Genomic DNA, 19,824 nt, shown 5'->3' with positions numbered 1-19,824 from the left:
TGCTGAGAGAGGTTAATTTTCAGTAAAAATAAACATAACATGGGTCGGACGCATGAGTGACACAGTCAACAACACTGTCGCTTCAATGAGTGACACTCAAATGGTGTAGCACAAATAAGTGTCACTCGAAAAAGCGACTGTGCACTCGCCAACACTGCCATTTATATATGGAGTATCACAATATGAAAGGATAAATAAAAATGTCTCAGCAAGATCCTACAAGTATCGATGTAATCAGTAGTGATTTTTCGTTTGGAGAAATGTCAGTTGATGACATCGCCGCGATCGCCGCAATAGAGGCGGGAATTAGCGATCCAACGCATCCCATCCAGGGCGAAACCGCACCCATACCTAGCATCCCACCACTGCCGATCGCACCGAGCCCATTTCCGATCGCCAAACGACCCGTCAGCGGGCGCTACCGCGGTACATTAGGCAGCTTTCAACTTGAACTCCGGGTAGACGTTGATCGCACTCGACCGATGAAGCGGTTAAGCGGCGACTTCTTCCAAATTAGCGGCGGTACAACCACCTATTTTGGCTCCTTTATAGTCGATGCGCCGACGATCGCCGCGACAGCCTCTCAAGTCGTCGTCAAGGGCCTCGGAAGTTTTACCTTTGCCGCCGGATCTCCGGTAATTGAGGTGACAATCCAGCGAAAGTTCATCTTCCAGCCACAGGCGCCAGCAACGGTACAATTTTTCACAAATGGCGGAGTCGCCGGAGCAACTTATATTTGCGCCTTTGAGTCTGTCTATTTCCGCAGTCTGCGACTCGAAACAGACCGGGTTTCGGATGTTGTCACTCCCGTATTCAGCAGCTACAACACCGGCTCGCTGCCGTCGGGGGGGCCAGCGCGCAACCTCAGCGTCGTCAGTTCCTATGCAGAAGCTGGGATCGAGATGATCGCAACAGCAGGAAACAACGTCATCAACATCGATGAAGCTGGTGCTGGCGCTAAATGGAGCAACTCCGAACTGCACGCTTCGATGCAGAAACACTTCACCTTGTGGCAGGATTTGCCACAGTGGGCTGTTTGGCAGGTAGTTGCTCAACTCCACGACATCGGCCCTGGGCTGTTCGGCATCATGTTTGACCAGCAAGGGAAGCAGCGGCAAGGCTGCGCCGTATTTCATCAAGGTATAGGCGGAGAAACTGCCGAAAAACTGCGGTTGCAGCTCTATACCTACGTTCACGAGCTGGGGCATAGTTTTAACTTGCTGCACTCGTGGCAAAAATCCTTGGCGACGCCCCCCGGTACGAATCGCCCCCAGGCGTTGTCTTGGATGAACTATCCTTTTAATTACCCAGCGCCGGGTGGCGAGGCTACCTACTGGAGCCAATTTGCGTTTCAGTTCGACAATGAGGAGGTCATCCATCTCCGCCATGCGTTCCGCAACAATATTATTGTGGGTGGAAACGACTTTGCTATCGGCTCTGGTCTGGGTCAGGAAGTGATGGCCGATCCAATTCGCGATGAGTCGGGACTGACTTTCAGGATCTCAACCAACCAAAAAAGCTTCGCGCTTGGTGAGCCTGTGGTACTGGAATTAATGCTGGGAACGACGTCTGCAGGCGGGCGCCGGGTGCATACTTGGCTGCATCCGAATTGCGGCTTGGTCAAAATCGTGATTCGCAAGCCTAGCGGCGCAGTCGTTACTTATGAACCGCTAATCGATCATTTAGTTGGTCAGCGAGAAAGTACGATCGCCCGCGATGATGTGATTCCTGAAAGCGCGTATATCGGCTACGGTAAAGACGGACTCTATTTCGATCAACCCGGAAATTACCGGGTACGGGCGGTCTATGGAGCTTTGGACGGTTCCGAGGTATTCTCGGATATCCTGACTATTCGCGTTCGCTATCCTGTGACGCCAATTGAGGAAGAACTGGCCGCTCTGTTTATGGGCGACGAACAGGGTTCTTTGCTTTATCTGCTGGGTTCGGATGACGAGTCATTGCGAAGCGGTAACGATGCTTTTGAGGAAGTTCTAGCAAAATATCCGAAACACGCGATGGCAAACTATGTTCGGATGGTGCAGGGTATCAACGCTAGCCGTGAGTTTAAAACGATCACGGACGATCGTGAAAACCGGGTGATTGTACGCCCAGCGAAGTTGGAGGAAAGCGCCAAGTTGCTGACAGCAGTCGCCGATTCCAAGATTCTCGATCCTGTTTCGGCACAGATGTCTCTTTCGTGTTTAGCTGAGGTTCAGGCTAAAAGCGGGGATGAGGATGCGGTCAACAAAACGTTGAGCCAAATCTCAGCAATGGAAGTCAAGACAGTGCGATCGGCCGACAAGAAGTAAACATTAAATTGGTGAATCACCCTGAAGATTGCTTTACTTTATTCTAAACTAAATAAGTAAAGCAATTTTTGTTAGTTTGTACAAAACACTACCGACAAAAACCTCACAGCATTAAGGATAAGTCTGTTGTTGGTTCGACACCTGATAATTTTGTTGGCAATTTTGGCGATCGGGTCTACCTGCGTACCCGATCGCGCCCAAGCCGAGATTTTTACCTCTTACAAATACCAAGCGAGTACCACTATGCGTTTATCTGTCAAACTTCGCGACGGTTTCAGCAATAACACCGTGACTGTAGAAGTGAATGAAAAGGAAGTCTATCGTAAGTCTGGGGTGAGTACGGATTTGACGATTTCCTTCGCGGATGCCGTGGAAATTTCTGTGGAGGAATCCATAGTTAAGTTGAAGGTTGCGGTGGAGGGTGGTGAGACGGAAACAAAGGAAGTGCGGGTGCAAGAGACTCCTTTTGTTGATGTCTGGATTGTTGGCGGGAAAATGGAGTTGCGAGCATCAAAGGAAGAGATGCCGATGCTTTAGCAACTCGCCGATTCCACAGGAAATTCAACATTGACATCTTGCGGTTATTTCCTAATTGTCAAAAACCGATTTTTTGGCGCGGCCAACTGGTGCGGGGTGTACGAAGCCGACAGAAACAGCTACAATGGCATTGTATCGGTTGCAAATTTAGATATAACCAAGCTATAAAACAAGGTGACAATGACTGAAGCCTCGGATTTTTCCAATGTCGATCGAGAATTAGATGACACAATTTTAAGCTTCGCAGACATTCAGGCAGAACTCAACCTGCGCCACGCTAAAGATGCTCTGCGAGATATAGTAGAAAATCTCGACTTGACACTTCAAGAGCGAACTGGACTGGAACCGGAAATTGGCGGGTTGGAGAAAATGCTCGACAAGCTAGAGCGCGCTTGCGTGCAAATCGCTGTGTTTGGGATGGTGGGAAGGGGAAAATCTTCGGTTTTGAACGCGCTGCTAGGTCAAAATGTGTTTGAAACTGGCCCGACTCACGGGGTGACTCGCACGACGACTATAGGCCAATGGGATGTCGGAGACGGTATTGATGAGAATTTGCCCGATGGCTTACGCCCCGCTACGCTACGACTTTCGCCAGTTATTTACCGTTTGTCGCAAGTAGAATTAATTGACACTCCGGGAATAGATGAAGTTGACGGCGAAACTCGCGAACTTTTAGCCCGCCGCGTTGCTAAACAAGCAGATTTGATTTTGTTTGTAGTTGCTGGGGACATTACAAAGGTGGAATACGCAGCACTTTCGCAGTTGCGGGAAGCCGGAAAACCGATGTTATTAGTGTTTAATAAAATTGACCAGTATCCTGATGCAGACAGGCTGGCAATTTATCATAAAATTCGAGATGACCGCGTCAGAGAATTGTTGTCTGCCGATGAAATTGTGATGGCGGCAGCTTCGCCTTTGACGGCGAGGGCGGTGCGCCGTCCTGACGGAAGTATGGGCGTGCAAATGACTCGCAGTTTGCCACAAGTGCAAGATTTAAAATTAAAGATTTTGGAGATTTTAGACCGAGAAGGCAAATCTTTGGTCGCGCTGAATACGATGCTCTGTGCGGGGGATATTAACGAGCAGTTGGTGCAGCGAAAGATGGAGATTCGAGATGACGCGGCTAATCGAATTATCTGGAACGGGGTAATGACTAAAGCTGTGGCGATCGCACTTAATCCAATTACTGTAGTTGATATTCTTAGTGGTGCAGTAATTGATGTGGTGATGATATTAACTTTATCTAAAGTTTACGGCATTGCGATGACGGAAGCGGGCGCGGTGGAATTGCTGCAAAAGATTGCGATTAGTATGGGGGGAATTACTGCGGGTGAATTGCTGGCTAATTTTGGTTTGAGCTCGTTGAAAGGATTGTTGGGTTTGGCGACGCCAGCGACGGGGGGTTTGGCTTTAGGGCCTTATTTGTCTGTGGCCGTGACGCAAGCTGCGATCGCGGGGGTTTCTTCCTACGGAATCGGTCAAGTTACTAAGGCTTATTTGGCTAATGGTGCTTCTTGGGGAGATGACGGGCCAAAGGCTGTGGTGAGCAAGATTTTGTCTTCTTTGGATGAGGATTCTATTTTAAATCGGATTAAGGAGGAGTTGCGGGCTAAGTTGGATTTGGGCAGTGTGGAAAAACAGAAATCTTAGCGAGAAGAAGGAAGAAGGAGCAATCTCAACCGAGAACAAGACTTGATCCGTGGTTTAACTTCCATTGGTGGCCAAGAACTCTTGCTGCTACTGATTGCGATCGCACCTGCACCATGCAACAAAGCTATTCCAAAACCTCGATCGCCTCAGCATTCATAGCCAGAGGATTTGAACTAGAGACTTGACCTCCGATCCTAACTGGTAAATCAGGGCGTAAGCTACCTGGATTGACCTCTTTTCCCTGCTGAGTAATTTGAGTGTCTGAACGAAGTACAACATGATAGAGAGCTGTCTGAGTCTGCACTGTCAACTGCAAAGGCCAGCTTTCCATAACCGTCATAATCTTGCCTTCAATTTCCATAGCTGTTTAAGTACATACTTTCGTCAAGTTATGATATCAAATCTGCGCTTGATCGGAATTCTCAAATCTAGTTAACTGTCAACTGTTAACAGTCAACAGTTAACTATCTTAAGAGCGATCAGGAATTTCTGGATATCTCTAATCAAGTTCCCTACTAGAACCCGAGATTTCGCCAAGCCAGCATATTGTCAAATACTGGTTTAATAATTCTAGTCGCTGAGTTAGGACAGCCACCATAAGCATGGATGCCAACCCCATGTCGTTCGCCATTCAAGAAACGCCATACTGGGCTACCACTTTGTCCACCATAGGTGTCAACCATGTAATAGATTTTACGATCGGTAACTTTAGTGATACTACCAGCATTGAACCACTGAGTGCCAAATGGCTTGTCACCTGGATAGCCAGAATTATTCACTGTGAGGTTTTTTAGTCCGCTGTCTGCTACATTCGCAAACCCAAAGTAGCCAACCCGATTACCTAGGTCATTATTCGGCAGAATAATCGCCCCATAGTCAAAGTTAGGATCGGCGCTGTCTGTCCAGCCTTTCACACTGCGGAAGGCAGTACCAACCTGCGATCCGAAAGGACGACTGGCACTATCCATGCCAGGAATGACTTCAATCTTCTGCGCCCATCCTCCAGCACCTTTGCTGTAAACGCAGTGTCCTGCCGTCATCACGGTTCGTGGGCCAATAAACCATCCTGTTCCACGAACCGATCCCCCAGGGAATGTGATCAGGAGTTGGCATATCCATCGCCAAGGGAGGTTAGTAGCAGGTGACATCCGAACGCGATCGTCTTGACCGCAGACTGTTTCTGGTTCTAAAAATTCCAAAGTGGCAGCATCTTGCAATGCTTCGAGTTCTGTTGTAATTGGTACTTCTTCTGCTTCAGTGCCTTCTCGTAATGCTCGAGCAGGATCGAAACCAGCTACTGACTCAATCTCGCCTATACCAGCAGTTCCTGCGAACTCGGCAACAAATAGATCATCTGCCATTTCTTGTGACTCAGGCTCACTTGAAACCGCTTCGTGTCCTGGTTGTTCTGTGTTCTGTCTGCTTTCGGATGAGACGCTTTCATGGTTCGACATATTAATCTCCTTTTGAATAAGAAATTGGGGCCTTGCTAAATCAGGGGATGAATTGATGACTGTAAATCGTAAACTCTCGTTCAAAACCAGACCAAATCATCCCGTAACTGATCTAATAATCCTCAAAATAAACTTAGGAAACAATACGACGATCCGCGTATATGATTATGAAGAACTTGCAACAAATTACCCTTGGTTGCCAAAGTTTGTAGTTATATAGCCGGAGTCAGGATTCAGAAGTATAATGCTTAACGATTAAGACTTTCAGTATAGCCTTCCTCAAATAGATGAGGTACAATATTATGTTATTAACTATTTCTACAACTCGCGTACCTGCTACGGATTTGGGCTATTTGCTGCACAAACATCCCGATCGCCATCAATCCTTTCCGATGACTTTCGGGCAAGCCAGCGTGTTTTATCCAGAGGCAAATGCAGAAAGGTGCACGGCGGCTTTACTCTTAGATGTCGATCCGGTTGGTTTGGTGCGGGGCAAGTCGAAATCGGGCGATCGCCCTCTCGAACAATACGTGAACGATCGCCCTTACGTTGCCTCTTCTTTTCTGTCTGTCGCCCTCGCCAAAGTCTTTAGTACAGCTCTATCCGGTCGCTGCAAAGACCGCCCAGAACTCGCAGAAACAGCTATTCCTTTGACAGTTAAGCTGGCGGTTTTGCCCTGTCGTGGCGGCGAAAAGTTTCTGCGCGAAATGTTTGAGCCGCTTGGCTATCAAGTCGCAGCAAAACCCCTGATTCTTGACGAGCAATTTCCTGAGTGGGGCGCGAGTCCTTACTTTTCTGTGGAACTGCAAAATACAGTTCGTTTGGCGGATTTGTTAAGCCATCTTTACGTGCTAATTCCGGTGTTGGATGACGACAAACATTATTGGGTGGGCGATGATGAAATCGAGAAGTTATTGCGTCACGGCGAAGGTTGGCTAAACGCGCATCCCGCCCGCGAACAAATTGCCAACCGCTATCTGAAACGCCAGCGCCGTCTGACGCGAATTGCTGTAGCACAATTAGCAGAAGAAGATAATATTGACCCGGAGGATCAGGAAGTTTCTCAGGCTTTAGAAGAGGAAGTTTTAGAACAGCGAATCAGCTTGAACGAACAGCGTTTGGAAGCTGTAACGGAGGTTTTAAAGCAAAGTGGTGCTAAGCGAGTGGTAGATTTGGGCTGCGGGGAGGGAAAACTGCTGAAATTGCTTTTGAAAGAAAGCTCGATCGAACAAATTACAGGCGTCGATGTGTCCTTTCGTGCATTAGAAATTGCCAGGGAACGTTTGCAAATCGATCGATTGTCTCCCGCGCAACAATCTCGCATTCAACTAATTCAAAGTTCGCTGATTTATCGGGACAGCCGCTTGACTGATTTTGATGCGGCGGCGGTAATTGAAGTGATCGAACATCTGGATTTAGAACGGTTAGCTGCTTTTGAGCGGGTTTTGTTTGAATTTATCCGACCCAAAAGTGCGATCGTCACAACTCCAAATATTGAATATAATGTTCGCTTTGAAAACTTGCCAGCGGGCCAATTTCGCCACCGGGAGCACCGCTTTGAGTGGACAAGGGCCGAATTTCAAACTTGGGCGAAAGGGGTTGCCGAACGGTTTGGCTGTGGGGTAGAGTTTCGTTGTGTGGGAACCGAAGATTTAGAAGTAGGTTCGCCTACGCAAATGGCAATATTCACCATTCGTGCAGGCCTAAAACCGCGTGCAGGCTGGGAGGAAGCGTTTGCAAAAATGGCAGAGCAAAATGATGATGTCCTGCTTGATGAATAATAATATTATTAAACAATGAAAATTACCATTCCAGAACTATCCCTAGTCGTTCTAATTGGTGCATCCGGTTCCGGCAAATCTACCTTTGCCCACCAACATTTCCTACCTACAGAAATCATTTCCTCGGATTACTGCCGCGGTCTGGTTTCCGACGACGAAAACAATCAAGCGGCTACCGCTGATGCTTTTGAAGTATTGCATTTAATCGCTGCTAAACGTCTGGCCGCGGGTAAGCTAACTGTGATTGATGCCACCAACGTTCAGCCGGAAAGCCGCAAATCTTTGTTGGAATTAGCCCGAAAATACCATTGCTTTTTGGTTGCTATTGTGCTAGATTTACCAGAAAAATTGTGTGGTGATCGCAATCAACAACGTCCAAACCGCAATTTCGGAAATCATGTAATTCGCCGCCACGTTCAGAATTTAAAGCGATCGCTCAAATCTCTAGATAGGGAAGGATTTCGCTACGTTTACGTCCTCCGTTCCCCAGAGGAAATCGACGCCGTAGAAGTCGAGAGACAACCTTTGTGGAACAATCGCAAAGGCGACTGCGGCCCTTTTGACATCATAGGCGACGTTCACGGATGCTGCGACGAATTGGAACAATTGCTGCAACAGTTGGGCTATCAAATTATCGAAAAATCCAGCGAATCCGATTTGGAGAATTTTCCCACCTACGCGCACCCAGAAGGGCGCAAAGCCGTGTTTTTGGGCGATTTGGTCGATCGGGGCCCGCGCATTCTCGACACCCTCAAACTCGTGCGAAACATGGTACTCGCAGAAACAGCTTTGTGCGTACCTGGAAATCACGACATCAAACTGCTGCGAAAACTCAACGGCAAAAATGTCAAAATCAACCACGGACTCGAACAAACCTTAGCAGAAATTGCCGCTTTACCGGATGAATTGCGCGAATCAGCAGTACGAGAAATTCGCCAATTTTTAGATAGTTTGATTGGGCATTACGTCCTCGATGGCGGAAAATTAGTCGTCGCCCACGCCGGGATGAAAGCTGAATTTCAGGGACGCGCATCGGGCCGCATTCGAGATTTCGCCTTGTACGGAGAAACAACTGGCGAAATCGATGAATTCGGCTTGCCCGTCCGCTACAATTGGGCCGCCGAATATCGAGGTCAGGCAGCAGTTGTTTACGGACACAGCCCCGTTCCAGAAACAGAATGGTTGAACAATACTGTTGATATTGACACCGGCTGCGTTTTCGGGGGCAAACTAACAGCTTTGCGGTATCCCGAAAGAGAATTTGTCAGCGTTCCTGCTGCTAGAATTTACTGCGAGCCTGCCAAACTGATCCTCTTTCAAGACAGCCCAACTCCACTTAACAATAGAGACATTAATTCACCCGCGCTCAATAGCGGTTTTGCGGCAGTAAATCTCACCGCCCAACAGCAGTTTGATGACGTACTGGACATTAGCGACGTACTCGGAAAGCGCATCATTTCAACTCGCCTGCAAAGTAACATTACGATTAAAGAAGAAAATGCGATCGCAGCCCTAGAAGTAATGAGTCGGTTTGCCGCCAATCCCAAATGGCTGATTTATTTGCCGCCCACGATGTCTCCCGCTGCTACCTCCAAAGAACCTGGACTTTTAGAACATCCAGCCGAAGCATTTAGCTACTACCAACAGCAGGGCATATCGACAGTTGTGTGCGAAGAAAAGCACATGGGTTCCCGTGCAGTTGTAATTGTTTGCCGCGACGCATCGGCAGCTTTACGCCGCTTTGGCATTCTCAGCGAGAGTATGGGCATTTGCTACACCCGCACGGGACGGCATTTTTTCGATAATTCTACCTTAGAAACAGAATTTTTAGCGCGGGTAAATGTCGCTCTCACTGCCAGCAATTTTTGGGAGAAATTTCAAACCGATTGGGTGTGTTTGGACTGCGAATTAATGCCTTGGTCAGCTAAAGCTCAAGGTTTATTAAAAGAGCAATACGCCGCCGTGGGGACAGCATCTCGTCACGGGTTTGCGGAGGCAATTAAGAACTTAGAACAGGCCAACCAGCGGGGAGTTGAAATTAATTCTTTGCTGACTAGCTACCAAGAGCGAGCCGAACTAGCCGATCGCTATGTTCATGCCTATCAGCGCTACTGCTGGCCAGTAAAATCGCTCTTTGACCTCAAATTAGCACCTTTCCACATCTTGGCAACCGAGGGAACTGTTCACACTGACAAAAATCACTGTTGGCACATGGAACACAGTTCACAAATTTGTAAAGCTGACCCTGAATTGCTGTTAGCTACTGAATACAAAATAGTTGAAACAGCAGATTTTGACAGCCAATTGGCGGGGATTCAATGGTGGGAAAAAATGACTGATTCAGGAGGCGAAGGAATGGTTGTTAAACCAATGGATTTTATTGTGAAAAATAGCAAAGGACTCGTACAGCCTGCGGTAAAATGTCGCGGTAAAGAGTATTTGCGGATTATTTACGGTCTTGAATATTCTTTGCCGGAACATTTAGAAAAACTGCGATCGCGCGGACTTTCCGGCAAGCGTTCTTTGGCGTTGCGAGAGTTTGCTCTCGGTGTAGAAGCATTGGAGAGATTTGTTGCGGGTGCTCCTTTGAGACAAGTTCACGAGTGCGTTTTCGGAGTTTTAGCGATGGAGAGCGAACCTGTCGATCCGAGGCTGTAATTTGAAGGTACAAAGCAGGCGATCGCTCATTCATTTCCTCCTACTAATCGCTGTACTTCCAATGTCGATAAATTCATCATTTGTGCCACTTATTCTAAATTCATACCCGAATTTAACAGTTGAGAAACAAGCTCGCGCAAGGCTGATTCGGCCGCCAGCCGTGCTAGTTCGGATTGCTGGTAAGTCTTGAGAAACTCTAGTATTTGAGGATTCCTAAACCTCAACCCCCAACTCCGACGGACAACAGCCGCAGGGAGACAAAACCAAGAAGCTGACTTTCCGATCTTCCACCAAAAAAAGATCGGGATACTGAAAATAGACAGTGAATCCTGCTATCAAAACGCAACAGAAGATGAAATGCGCGATCGGCTTTTGATAGATTCTGGCATCTGTCTTGTCAAACATTACGACGCTACCCGATGCAGCGAACAACCGAATCTACTGGTGCAAGATTTTTTGGAAATATTCAGTCAGGCATAGGTAGAAAAGAGCGATGCGCGCCCACTTTTAATCCACGAAACAGGTGGGCAAAGCCCACCCTGCTCTTAGTTAACATCGAATTTTTCATCCGAATTCGATTCGGCGGGTTAATATCAAGTTTTTAACCCTAATTCGCTCCTATTTATAACCTCTATTTTTCTCCGACCAAATGCGGGTTGGTAGCCCCCAAACATAGACAAATCCTTCGGCAGCTTTGTGATCGAATTCGTCCTCTGCGCCGTAGGTTGCCAAGTCGAAACTGTACAGAGAATTGTCAGATTTGCGGCCAACAATTGTCGCATTGCCTTTGAATAGTTTGAGCCGCACGGTTCCAGTTACTCGCTTTTGTGTGTCCTGAATAAATGCGTCTAAAGCAGTTTTCAAAGGATTGTACCAAAGGCCGTTGTAAATCATTTGGCTGTAGGTTTCTTCGATGCCGCGCTTGTACCGCGTCACATCTGCTGTCAACGTCAAACTTTCTAAGTCTCGGTGCGCGTGCATCAAAACTAAAATCGCTGGTGTTTCGTAAATTTCCCGCGATTTAATCCCGACTAAGCGGTTTTCAATCATGTCAATTCGGCCGACTCCGTGGTTTCCAACTATTTCGTTTAGTTGGGAAATTAAGGCGACTGGTGATAAATCTTTGCCGTTCAAACTGACAGGATTTCCGCACTCGAAACCGATTTCTATGTATTCGGGTGTGTCGGGAGTTTGTTCGATCGCCTTTGTCATCAAATACACCTCTTCCGGCGGTTCCGCCCACGGATCTTCGAGGATTCCGGCTTCGATTGCCATTCCCAATAAGTTGCGATCGATACTGTAAGGAGAAGACTTTTTCACCGGGGACGGAATGCCGCATCTCTCGCCGTATGCGATCGTTTCCTCGCGGCTCATTTTCCACTCCCGCGCGGGTGCTAAAATCTTAATCTTGGGGTTGAGCGCGCCGATCGACACATCGAACCGCACCTGATCGTTTCCTTTACCTGTGCAACCATGGGCGATCGCATCTGCACCGTATTTTTCCGCAGCTTCTACTAACAATTTAGCAATCAGCGGGCGAGCCAGGGCAGTCGAAAGGGGATAACGGTTTTCGTAAAGTGCGTTAGCTTGAATCGCTGGAAACGCATAGTCTTTGACAAATTCTTCGGTAGCATCAATAACTAAAGATTCCGAAGCACCGGATGCTAAAGCTTTTTTGCGGATCGGTTCTAATTCGTCTCCCTGTCCCAAATCCGCAGCCAGAGTAATTACCTCTTCCACACCCCACTCGTTTTTGAGGTAAGGAATGCAGACGGAGGTATCGACTCCGCCGGAATATGCTAGCACAACTTTTTTAGCGCGACTCATTGCTATTTACATCCTGAATTTAACTGACATCTTGCACCCTTGTCACTAAGCTTTTCAGGGCGGGCCAGATGCCCACACCACAAAAAAATATCATTTTTGTGGAACAGGCATCTTGCCTGTTCTTGAGAATGGTGCCTAATGTGAGGTTTAACCGACTTTTCATTATGCACCTAATTGAGATCGATTCTTGTCAGAAATAGTACAGATTTATATATTCTTTTTTTGCTAAACTTGGCTATTTACCGGGGGAGTTGCTGCGAAAAATCTGCTACCGTGGGATACGGTAACTGTGGCGATGGGGAAAAACCGTGTTTTTTAGTGTTGTGATTCCGACGTATAATCGTAAACCGATTTTGGCAAAATGTCTACAGGCTTTGGAAAATCAGCAGTTCAGTGAGATTGTCAGAGAGTATGAAGTAATAGTCGTGGACGACGGCTCGACGGACGGGACGCTGGAGTGGTTGGCTGCAGATGCCGACTTATTGCCTCATGTGCGATCGATCGCCCAATGTCACCAAGGCCCCGCCGCTGCCCGGAATTTGGGCGTTGAAGATGCTAAGGGCGATACGATTATTTTTATTGACAGCGATTTGGTCGTAACAGAGCATTTTTTGCAAGCACACGCAGATGCTTTGCTACAGGGTTACAAAGATACTGATGCGGTTTTTACTTACGGCAGCGTGATTAATACTTGCAATTTCGAGAATCCTACTTCGGAACCTTACAAAATAACGGATTTTTCTGCTGCTTATTTTGCTACGGGAAATGTGGCGATCGCGCGCCACTGGCTGCTGGCTGCTGGACTCTTTGACACTCGCTTTCAACTGTATGGATGGGAAGATTTAGAGTTGGGAGTTAGGTTGAAAAATTTAGGTTTAAAACTCATTAAATGTCCGGCTGCTGTCGGCTATCACTGGCATCCACCTTTTAGTTTAGAGCAAATTCCGGGCATGATTGACCGAGAAATTCAGCGCGGGAGAATGGGAGTTTTGTTTTATCAAAAGCACCCTAATTGGGAAGTGCGGATGATGATTCAAATGACTTTTTTGCACCAAATCCTGTGGGGATTTTTATCATTGGGTGGGATGCTGAACGAGCGAACGATGACTCCTTTTTTGCAGTGGTTGATTGACCAAGGCAAGCCGCAGTTAGCTTTAGAAATTGCTCGGATTTTTCTGAATTGGTATAACGTGAAAGCCGTGTACGCCGCTTGTGGGGAATTGCAGGCCGAGACAAAGATACCATAAATCAGCCGGACGGTGCAAATAAAATATAAGATATTTTAGGAGTGTTTCAGGGCCCATTGGTGTCAACTTAAGCTCAAATGTAGTAACGGTATACTGGTTGACACTTATGCCTAAATCCTCCTAGCCTTGCTTAAGGAAGGGGATTTACGGGACTCAAGACTTGGATACAAACCAGAGAAACAAAGGATTTTAGTCTTAAGTTGACACCACTGGTCAGGCGGTGTTTTAGTTGTCATTTCGACTAAGGATATTTGCTTAGAAAACACAATAGCGAGCCACCAGGTAAAGGCAGGCGAAACCCGGTTCTAGACATTGTAAAAATTTTACCTTTAATGAAAGTTGCTTGCTTAGCCTGTGATTTGAGGAATCTCGGCTGTTTTCTTGAGCGACTGCGATAATTAGAACTCCACACATTTTCAAACTATCCTTATTTTTGATATAATTAGAGATAATTTAGGAGTGTGCTATCTACCCAATAGTTGTGCTGGTTTACCGGAGAGTGTTAGCTACAAACGGTTAATGACTTAAAAATATTCCCACATATACAAATTGAATAGTTTGAGGGTCTGCTGTGAATACAACTGACAATAAAAATCCAAGACTAGAAACACTTAGACTTCAAAACACTGTCTTACAAGAAAATATTTTAATGCTGGACGACCATCCAGAAAGCTTGCGGCTTTTATCCCAGCTTTTGTCTAAGCGGGGATATAAAGTGCGGCCGACACGAAATGGCAAATTGGCTCTCAACTTTGCTCTATCGAGTCCACCGGATTTGATTTTGCTGGACATCATGATGCCCGGTATGGATGGCTATCAAGTCTGCGAACAGCTAAAAGCCTGTCCGCAAACCAAAGATATTCCTGTGATTTTTATCAGCTCTTTAAATGAAGTTTTTGATAAAGTCAAAGCTTTCTCGTTGGGGGCGGTAGACTACATTACTAAACCGTTTGAAATAGAAGAAGTCGTGGCTCGCGTCGAAAATCAACTGCTACTCAGTCGGCTTTCTAAGGAACTTTTAGCCAAAAATGCGCTGCTAGAAGCTGAAATAGAAGAACGCAAGCGGATCGAAGCACAACTACGAGAAAGCCAGCACTGGCTGTCGGCAGTAATTAAAACGAATCCTAATCTATTGTACGTTTACGATTTGATAGAAGAGAGAAGTCTCTACGTCAACCGCGAAATCTATAGCGATATTGGCTACACGTTTGAAGAAATACAGGAGATGGCAGCCACATTTATTCCTAAGTTAATACACCCTGACGATATCCCTGCATTCTCCGAACAAAGAAAAAAATTTGAGACAGCAAAAGATGGCGAAAGCTTTGATTTTGAATACCGAATACAGCACAAGAATGGTGAATATCGGTGGTTTTGCAGCCGGGAGAGCGTGTTTGCCAGAACAGCGCAGGGCAAACCGTGGAAAATTTTGGGAACTGCTGCTGAAATTAGCGATCGCAAACAAGCAGAACTCGAACTTAAAACAGCTTTAGCTGCTTTGGAACGGCAAATCAAGCAAAGATTTCTGCTAGAAACAATTACTCTCGAAATCCGCTACAGCTTAAATCCAGATCAAGTTTTTCAAACAGCGACGGCCCAAATAGGTCGAATTTTTAATGCCGATTGCTGCTTGATTCACACCTACACAGAAAACCCTGTTCCCCGAATTTTTAATGTCGCTGAGTACAGAAAAGCCGCATCAACATCGCTTTTAGATTTAGAAATATCCGTAAAGGGCAATCCTCACGTTCAGTTTTTATTGTCCCAAGATCAAGCTGTAGTTTCTGACGATGTTTTGGCCGAACCCCTGCTAGAAAACGTCAGAGATTTGTACTGTCAAATAGGTTTGAAGTCGATGATCTCCATACGCACCTCCTATCAGGGAAAAGCCAACGGAATGATATGCTTGCACCAGTACGATCGTCCCCGCCACTGGACGCAAGATGAGATCGGATTATTGAAAACTGTGGCTGCACAAATAGGAATTGCGATCGCTCAAGCCAATCTTCTCGAACAAGATAAACAACAGCGACTTAAACTTCAGCACAGCGAAGCTAGTCTAGCAGCAGCCCAAAAAATTGCCCATATCGGCAGTTGGGAATTTGATGTCGTCACAAATAAAAGTATTTGGTCAGAAGAAGTATTCCGCATTTTTGGTCTTGACTCAAGTGCACCTGAACCGACATCTGCCCAACTTTTAAAGATGTGTCATCGCGACGACAGAGACTTGTTTCAAGAAACTGTCACCCTCGCTATCTCACAAGGAATTTCCTACAAAAAAGAGTTCCGATTTTTGCATCCCAGCGGTCAAATCCTATACGTGGAAGGAAGGGGAGAAGCTGTTTTTAACGAAACCGGGGAAGTAATCAAACTGTTGGGAACAGTCATGGATATTAGCGATCGCAAACAAGCCGAAGCAGCTTTGCTTCTTAGCGAAGAACGTTTTTATCTGGCATTTGAAGGCAGTGCGATGGGATTGTGGGATTGGAATCTTGCCACGGGAGAAGTCTATTTTAATCCGCGGTGGAAAATGATGCTGGGATATGAAGTAGAGGAAATAGCAAATAGTTTTGCATCCTGGGAGCAACTGGTACATCCAAAGGATTTGTCTCCGGCTAAAGCAGCGTTAAATGCTCACCTGGAAGGCAAAAATCCTACTTACGAAGTGGAATTTAGGATGCTGACAAAATCCGGCGAGTGGAAGTGGATTTTAGCTCAAGCGAAGGTGATGGAACGCGACGCTTCGGGAAATCCTTTGCGGATGACGGGCACGCATATTGATATTAGCGATCGCAAACAAGCACAAGTAGATTTGCAATTTAGCGAACAGCGAGAACGAGAAAAATCGAAACAGTTAGAAAAAACTGTGGCTGACTTAAAAAAGGCTCAATCTCAGCTCATTCAAGCCGAAAAAATGTCAAGTATCGGGCAAATGGTAGCGGGAGTTGCCCACGAAATTAATAACCCCGTCAACTTTATCTACGGCAATATTATTCCCGCAGCACAGTACGCTCGCGATTTGGTAAAATTGCTTGGTCTTTATCAGCAACACTATTCCGAACCAGTTCCCGAAATTGCCCAAGAACTGGCAGAAGTCGAGGTAGATTTTATCGCTGAAGATTTCCCAAAAATCATGGCTTCAATGGAAGAAGGTGCTAACCGAATTAAGCAGATCGTGCTGTCTTTGCGAAACTTTTCGAGACTCGACGAAAAAGAGTGCAAAGTAATAGACATTCATGAAGGGATAGAGAGCACTTTGGTTATCTTGCAGCACAGATTTCAGTCACAGCCAAAGCGTCGGGAAATTGAACTTATTAAAACTTACGGCACACTGCCAAAAGTCGAGTGTTATCCGGCTCAATTAAACCAGGTATTTATGAATTTGTTGTTGAATGCGATCGACGCTGTGGAAGAGTCATCAGCAAACTGTACTTGCAAAGTTAACCAGATTCGCATTGTTACTGAAGTCAGCCGAGAAAATCAAGTGTGTGTGCGGATTTCTGACACCGGGCCCGGTATCCGTCCCGAAGTTCAGTCAAGAATATTTGACCCGTTTTTTACTACCAAACCGATCGGCAGTGGCACGGGTTTGGGATTGTCGATTAGTTACCAAATTGTTAAAGACACCCACGGTGGTAAGTTGGAGTGTTATTCCGAAGTTGGCCGGGGAACAGAATTTGCGATCGAACTGCCGATTTCGCAAGAGTTAAAAGTTAAAAGTTAGGATAAGCTGTGAAATCATGGGCGGTAAATTAACGATAATTCTTGTGGGGACCGGTTCACCAACAATCTTTAATATAGACCAGAGAAGAGCGTAAACCCGCCCCGACCGGAAGATGGGGGGCAATTCAACGGATATCATATTAATCGTCTATCAGAACCTATTTTAGAGTGCGTCATAACCTGACATTTTCTCCCGTATTTCCTGCGAACGGTCTGTCATTTAGTGTAATCTCATCTTAAACATGATATAATCAAGAGTTAGCCTTTTGAGGCTCCAGAGGTTGGGCTGCTAAAATTAGTAGTGAATATTACAGTTGCTATTATACAAACTCTGTCAACATACGTCTGCTGTAGCGTCTACCACATTTTAACTGAATTATGACTGACTCAATTCGCTTCCTCATGTGTGCTCCTGACCACTACGATGTGGATTACGTGATTAATCCGTGGATGGAGGGAAATGTCCACAAATCATCGCGCGATCGCGCCGTCGAACAGTGGGAAAAACTTTACCACGTCCTCAAAGACAACGCCGTTGTAGACCTCGTACCGCCCGAAAAAGGCTGGCCGGATATGGTTTTCACCGCCAACGCAGGCTTACTTTTAGGCAATACCTTCGTCCTCAGCCGTTTCTATCACAAAGAACGCCAAGGCGAAGAACCCTATTTCAAAGCATGGTTTGAAAGCAAAGGTTTCACCGTGCACGAACTTCCGAAAGACTTGCCGTTTGAGGGCGCTGGCGATGCTTTGCTCGATCGGGAAGGACGCTGGTTGTGGGCCGGATACGGCTTCCGTTCCGAACTCGACTCGCACCCGTTACTAGCAAAATGGCTCAACATAGAAGTGCTTTCGCTGCGTTTAGTAGACGAACGTTTCTATCACCTAGACACCTGTTTTTGTCCCTTGACAGGCGGCTATTTGCTCTACTATCCAGCAGCATTTGACTCCTACTCCAACCGCTTAATTGAAATGCGAGTGGCGCCGGAAAAACGCATTGCCATTGAAGAAGCCGATGCCGCAAATTTTGCCTGCAATGCCGTCAATATTGACAAAGTTGTGGTAATGAACAAGGTTAGCGAAGCCTTGAAAACGCGCATTACTAAGGCAGGTTTTCAAGTAATTGAAACGCCGATGAGCGAATTTCTGAAAGCGGGGGGCGCCTGTAAGTGTTTGACGCTGCGGGTAACGGAACCGGTGCAAGAAGATCGATCGGCAAATGTCATGGTAGAAAGCCGCACAATTCGCATGGACGGCCACCTGCTCGATGCTGGTTTAATCAGCCGCGCTTTAGACTTAATTATCGAAAACGGCGGCAGTTTCCAAGTGCTCAATTTCAATTTAGGAGAGCAGCGGCAAAGCACATCATCTGCCGACGTTAAAGTTTCGGCTCCTTCCCACGATGTGATGGAAGAAATGATGGGAATGTTGATTGACTTGGGTGCAGTTCCCCCGCCACAAGAAATTTGCGACGCTATTTTAGAACCCGTAGTGCAAGAGGGTGTCGGCCCGGACGACTTTTATGTGAGTACAATTTATCCCACGGAAGTGCGGGTAAATGGTCAGTGGGTGAAAGCGCAAAATCAGCGGATGGACGGTGCCGTTGCTATTACTGAAACTGCTGATGGCCCAGTGGCTAAATGCAAATTATTGCGCGATTTAAAAGTAGGAGAAAAAGTCGTTGTTGATGTGGTCGGCATCCGCACTATCCGCAAAACGGAATCGCGGGAACAGCGCAATTCTCAAGAATTCAGCTTTATGTCTGGCAGCGTTTCTAGCGAGCGCCGTGTAGAATTGGTGGTGGAACAAGTAGCGTGGGAATTGCGCCAAATTCGCGATCGCGGTGGCAAAGTTGTAGTTACGGCGGGGCCTGTTGTTATCCACACCGGCGGTGGCGAACATTTAGCGCACTTAATTCGTGAAGGTTACGTACAAGCGCTTTTAGGTGGAAATGCGATCGCGGTTCACGACATGGAACAATCGAATATGGGAACCTCTTTAGGGGTTGACATGAAACGCGGTGTTGCTGTGCGTGGCGGACACCGGCACCACTTGAAAATAATTAACACTGTGCGGCGTTACGGGAGTATTGCAAAAGCTGTTGAAGCCGGGCTGGTTACTAACGGTGTCATGTACGAGTGCGTGAAGCATAATATCCCGTTTTCCCTAGCAGGTTCGATCCGCGATGATGGGCCACTTCCCGACACGCAAATGGATTTAGTTAAGGCTCAAGAAGAATATACTGAGCTGTTACGCGGTGCGGATATGGTGTTAATGCTGTCGTCTATGCTGCACTCAATTGGTGTGGGAAATATGACGCCGGCGGGTGTGAAGATGGTGTGTGTGGACATTAATCCGGCGGTGGTGACGAAATTGAGCGATCGGGGTTCGATCGAATCTACTGGAGTTGTTACCGATGTGGGATTGTTCCTAAGTTTGTTGGTGAATCAATTGGATAAATTGACTAGCCGCCATCATGTAACTCAATCTGTTTAGATTTAGCTAGTCTACTCGTTACCAGGCTCTTCCTGGTAACGCCGATGCGGAGGCTCTGCCTCCAATTTTACCTACTTGGTGAATTCGCCCCTAAATCGGCTGCAACTTTGATATTCCAATAAAAAGCCTCAGACCCGCAAGCCTG

11 protein-coding genes are annotated in these 19,824 nt (G+C 46.6%); 8 read left to right on the top strand and 3 right to left on the bottom strand.

Annotation, left to right across the window (positions count from 1 at the left end; translation table 11 throughout):
• Positions 1-200: 200 nt before the first annotated feature.
• The 3 genes from QUA74_RS01805 (at position 201) to QUA74_RS01795 (ending at position 4,496) form a co-directional block, all read left to right on the top strand.
• The gene (locus tag QUA74_RS01805; protein ID WP_333324415.1) at positions 201-2,309 is read left to right on the top strand and encodes a hypothetical protein; all 2,109 of its coding nucleotides are present in this window, start codon (positions 201-203) and stop codon (positions 2,307-2,309) included.
• Positions 2,310-2,435: 126 nt separating this feature from the next.
• Positions 2,436-2,846: a hypothetical protein gene (locus QUA74_RS01800; protein WP_333324413.1), complete on the top strand. Its 411-nt coding sequence runs from the start codon at positions 2,436-2,438 to the stop codon at positions 2,844-2,846.
• Between the two features lie 180 nt (positions 2,847-3,026).
• Positions 3,027-4,496 carry a GTP-binding protein gene (locus QUA74_RS01795; protein WP_333324411.1) on the top strand — a complete coding sequence of 490 codons (1,470 nt, stop codon included), beginning with the start codon at positions 3,027-3,029 and terminating at the stop codon, positions 4,494-4,496.
• 124 nt (positions 4,497-4,620) lie between these two features.
• On the opposite strand, the gene QUA74_RS01790 is transcribed toward QUA74_RS01795, so the two are convergent.
• Both QUA74_RS01790 and QUA74_RS01785 read right to left on the bottom strand, forming a co-directional pair.
• Positions 4,621-4,857, bottom strand: coding sequence for a hypothetical protein (locus QUA74_RS01790; protein ID WP_333324409.1), 237 nt, complete (start codon positions 4,855-4,857; stop codon positions 4,621-4,623).
• A gap of 154 nt (positions 4,858-5,011) precedes the next feature.
• Positions 5,012-5,950, bottom strand: coding sequence for a trypsin-like peptidase domain-containing protein (locus QUA74_RS01785; RefSeq protein WP_333324407.1), 939 nt, complete (start codon positions 5,948-5,950; stop codon positions 5,012-5,014).
• 302 nt (positions 5,951-6,252) lie between these two features.
• Between QUA74_RS01785 and QUA74_RS01780 the strand changes: the two genes are divergently transcribed.
• Entirely contained in the window at positions 6,253-7,731 is a 1,479-nt protein-coding gene (locus tag QUA74_RS01780) for a 3' terminal RNA ribose 2'-O-methyltransferase Hen1 (RefSeq protein ID WP_333324405.1), read from the top strand.
• 15 nt (positions 7,732-7,746) lie between these two features.
• Positions 7,747-10,389 (top strand): polynucleotide kinase-phosphatase, encoded by a 2,643-nt coding sequence (locus QUA74_RS01775; protein WP_333324404.1) that lies wholly within the window; start codon positions 7,747-7,749, stop codon positions 10,387-10,389.
• A gap of 618 nt (positions 10,390-11,007) precedes the next feature.
• Here QUA74_RS01775 and QUA74_RS01770 read toward each other — a convergent pair.
• Complete coding sequence (locus QUA74_RS01770) at positions 11,008-12,216, bottom strand: argininosuccinate synthase (RefSeq protein WP_333324402.1); 1,209 nt, start codon at positions 12,214-12,216, stop codon at positions 11,008-11,010.
• Positions 12,217-12,524: 308 nt separating this feature from the next.
• Between QUA74_RS01770 and QUA74_RS01765 the strand changes: the two genes are divergently transcribed.
• The 3 genes from QUA74_RS01765 (at position 12,525) to argZ (ending at position 19,679) form a co-directional block, all read left to right on the top strand.
• Positions 12,525-13,463 (top strand): glycosyltransferase, encoded by a 939-nt coding sequence (locus QUA74_RS01765; RefSeq protein ID WP_333324400.1) that lies wholly within the window; start codon positions 12,525-12,527, stop codon positions 13,461-13,463.
• Between the two features lie 571 nt (positions 13,464-14,034).
• Positions 14,035-17,187 carry a PAS domain-containing protein gene (locus QUA74_RS01760; protein ID WP_333324398.1) on the top strand — a complete coding sequence of 1,051 codons (3,153 nt, stop codon included), beginning with the start codon at positions 14,035-14,037 and terminating at the stop codon, positions 17,185-17,187.
• 377 nt (positions 17,188-17,564) lie between these two features.
• Positions 17,565-19,679 carry a bifunctional arginine dihydrolase/ornithine cyclodeaminase gene (gene argZ, locus QUA74_RS01755; protein ID WP_333324397.1) on the top strand — a complete coding sequence of 705 codons (2,115 nt, stop codon included), beginning with the start codon at positions 17,565-17,567 and terminating at the stop codon, positions 19,677-19,679.
• Positions 19,680-19,824 lie beyond the last annotated feature (145 nt).

The organism is Microcoleus sp. LAD1_D3 (assembly GCF_036702135.1).
GTDB lineage: Bacteria > Cyanobacteriota > Cyanobacteriia > Cyanobacteriales > Microcoleaceae > Microcoleus.
This window is presented reverse-complemented; position numbering and strand designations above follow the sequence as displayed.